The 3,440-nt window shown below is 61.5% G+C and carries 2 protein-coding genes; both read right to left on the reverse strand.

What is annotated here, in order from left to right:
• Positions 1–449: 449 nt before the first annotated feature.
• Positions 450–1,988: a Na+/H+ antiporter NhaC family protein gene (locus Q0J81_RS10855; protein WP_294447849.1), complete on the reverse strand. Its 1,539-nt coding sequence runs from the start codon at positions 1,986–1,988 to the stop codon at positions 450–452.
• 382 nt (positions 1,989–2,370) lie between these two features.
• On the reverse strand, positions 2,371–3,150 hold the full coding sequence (locus tag Q0J81_RS10860; protein ID WP_294447851.1) for a creatininase family protein: 780 nt from the start codon (positions 3,148–3,150) through the stop codon (positions 2,371–2,373).
• Positions 3,151–3,440 lie beyond the last annotated feature (290 nt).

A 3,440-nucleotide genomic window follows, 5' to 3' on the forward strand; every position in this document is an offset into this window, starting at 1 on the left:
GGAGACACAGACCGGGTGCGGGCCCGCAAAGCCCTTCCGATCGAAGGGCTTTTTTCATGGGCGGCAGACGCTTCCCCCGTGCCGCCGCAGTTCCCGTCCTCTCCAGGCAAAGCGCATGACAAGCCCTTCACGGCACGCGGTTCCCTCGTCTCTTGCCCTCGCGCCTTGCCGCCAGTCCCTGTCCGCAGCCGACGGATTCGTGCCCTGCGCTCTCGTTCGACCGCACCTTCTCCCGGCTTTTTTCTTCCGCCAGACGGCAGGCATCTTTCCTGAAGACTCTCCCCGCATTTATGCCCTGTTCCGCAAGGGGCAGCATTCGCTTCAAGGCTGAAAAAAATCCCCGCGCGGAACTCTCCGGCGGGGATTTCTTCATGCTTTTTCGGACGAAGGACGTCTGACGGCGCATGGCATCCGAAGGATTTTTTCAAGGGCCTTTTTCAAAAGCGCGCTCAGGCGGCCGCGGCATCCCTTCTGTTGTGCAGGGCGTTCAGAATGAGCAGGAACACCACGAGGAGCGCGCCGCTCACGAGCAGGCAGACCCAGGGGCTGGAGCTGACGAAGCCCGCCACGAGATAGCCCACGGCGCTGCAGCCTGCGGCAAGAAGCGCGTAGGGAAGCTGCGTGGACACGTGCTCTATGTGACTGCATCCCGCGCCGGCGCTGGACAGAATGGTGGTGTCGGAAATGGGTGAACAATGGTCGCCGAACACGCTGCCCGCCAGCGTGGCGGAAAGGGACACCACGAGAAGCTCAGGACAGAGGGCCTGCGCCACGGGAACCACCAGCGGAATGAGGATGCCGAAGGAACCCCAGGCCGTGCCGGTGGAGAAGCTGAGGAAGCCCGCAATGATGAAAATGAGGAAGGGCAGCATGCCGCCCACCATGTTGCCGCTCGTCACCAGCGATTCCACGAACTTGTTGGTCTGAAGCATGTCCTGGCACACGCCGCTGATGCCCCAGGCGAGCACGAGAATGAGGTTGGCGGTGAGCATGGCCTTCATGCCTTCCACGGCGCCGTGCATGAACTCGGTAAGGCTCATGAGACGGCGGGGAACGTAGAGAAGCAGCGCCACGACAAGACCGCCGAAGGAAGCCCACACCAGCGCGGGCGAAGCGTTGCAGTTGCCGAGCGCGGCACGGAACTCATGATAGGCCGGATCGGAACCCCAGTAGCCGCCGCTGTACATCATGGCAAGCACGGCGAAGACGATGAGGCTGCCTATGGGAATGAGCATGTCGAACACGTGGCCGTTCTTGGTTTCAAGACCTATTTCCGACTTCTGCGCCATGACGCCGAGGTCGCCCTGCTCCGCACGCCTTTCCGCCGCGCGCATGGGGCCGAAGTCCCACTTGAAGAGGCACAGCAGCACCACGAGGGTAAGGGAAAGCAGGGAATAGAAGTTGTAGGGAATGGCCGCAATGAAGGCCGCAATTTCGCTGTCGAACGCGCCGGTGGACTTCAGGTTGCTGCCCACGGCGGCGGCCCAGCTGGAAATGGGCGCGATGATGCACACGGGCGCGGCCGTGGCGTCGATGATGTAGGCGAGCTTGGCGCGGGAAATCTTGTAGGTGTCGGTGACGGGCTTCATGACGGTGCCCACGGTGAGGCAGTTGAAATAGTCGTCGATGAAGATGAGACCGCCGAGTCCGCAGGTGGACAGCATGGCCGTGCGGCGGCTCTTGATGCGCGAGGTGGCCCAGCGGCCGTAGGCGCGGGAGCCGCCCGCCATGGAAATGACGTACACCAGCGCGCCGAGCGCCGAGCAGAACATCACGATGTCGAAGTTGAGGCGCTTGCCCATGATGGCAAAGGCCGACTCAATGGTGTTCATGACCAGAAAGTCCGCACCCGTGCCCACGGAATAGATAAACGTGCCGGTCAGAATGCCTATGAGCAGAGAGGAAATCACTTCCTTGGTGATGAGCGCGAGCACAATGGCCGTAACGGGTGGCAAAAGCGACATCCACCCAGCATAATAAGGTTCCATACATCCCCCAGAGAGCTGGCGCTTTCCGAAAAAAGCGCGGAAAACAACACGCAGTCCCGCCGCCTGTGGCAAAAGGACGCGCAAGGGGTGAAAGTGAAAGACGCTTCACTTGCACCCCGACAAGAGACTCTTCACATTCTGACGAGACTAACAGATTATACGCCGCTCTTCAACGTTTTTTACGGACGAGTCCGGGTCATTCATGCAGGATCCGTGTCGGGATGCAGGAAAAGAGCGGGGACTTCTCCCCGCTCTCCCGTCATCATGCGCAGTTTTCCGGGCTGCGGCCGCGCGGAGCCTCGCCCTGCCCGGGGCAGGAGGCCCGGCGGGCGGCCGCGTCCGCGAGCTTTCCGGCTTTTCCCGGGGGACGGGCCCTCGCCCGTCACTGCCGGACGGCGTGACGATCCCGGCTGTTCAGCACTTCTTCCACCACGTGATCGGCGTAGCGCTCGTACACCTTTTCCCCGATTTCGGCCGTGGCTGTGCGCGGATCGCCGAAATAGGCCAGAGGCGCGCGGCAGCCTATGAAGTCGTTGCCTCCGGCCAGTCTCTCGAACAGAAATTCCCCTTCCCAGTTGGGCTCAAGCGTTTTCAGAATCTCGGTGTCCACAAGATCGGGGCGACGATTGAGCATGAGCGCGGTTTCGCTTTCGCCGGCATGAAGATCCCATTGCGGGTATTCGCACTGCAGAAGCTCCTGAATGCCCGAGCCGAGCAGCCAGTCGGACACCACGACCTGAAGGCTCGGATCGCGTCTCATGGCGTTTTCCGCCGCTTCCCTGAGTGCCTGCGCGTTGCGCGGCTCCGCATGACCGCACATGACGAAGATGCGCCGAAATCCCCATCTGCCGAGCCCGGCACACACGTCTTCCACCACGGCGACCACGGTTTCATAGCGCAGGGTCATGTTTCCGACAAAGCAGTTCGCCGCCTCGGCGAGCGCATAGTTCACAGGCGGCGCGATGAGCGTTTCAATGCCGAGGTCCGCCAGCTTTGCGGCCGCACGCTCACACACGTCGAGCGCGCTTTCAATGTCGGTGCCCACGGGAAGATGCTGAGAATGAACCTCCGTGGGCCCCACGGGAAGAAAGGCTATGTCCGTTTTCCGAACGACATCCTGAATCTGCCTGGTGTTCATCTCATACATAAGGTTCAGCTTCATGTTTTCCTCCGGGCGGCACGTTCCATGGCAACAGGGAACTGTGGACCACTTGAATGTTCTTCTGCGTGCTGCCCGAGAACGCAGATTTCTCCCTTTTCTGCAGGGCAAAAAGCGGTCACGGGCAGGCAGTATCGTCGAATTTACACTATTTTGACGGTACTCGCCTCAGCACGCAGCGTCAAGGGCCGCGCCTGAAAAGGAAGGCGGAACCGTGAGACCGGGCGCAACGCTCTCAAGACTCCCGTCTGTCGGCAGGCGCAGCCCGACGACGGAACCGAGGGGCGCGGGGG

It is taken from the genome of uncultured Mailhella sp. (genome assembly GCF_944324575.1).
GTDB lineage: Bacteria > Desulfobacterota > Desulfovibrionia > Desulfovibrionales > Desulfovibrionaceae > Mailhella.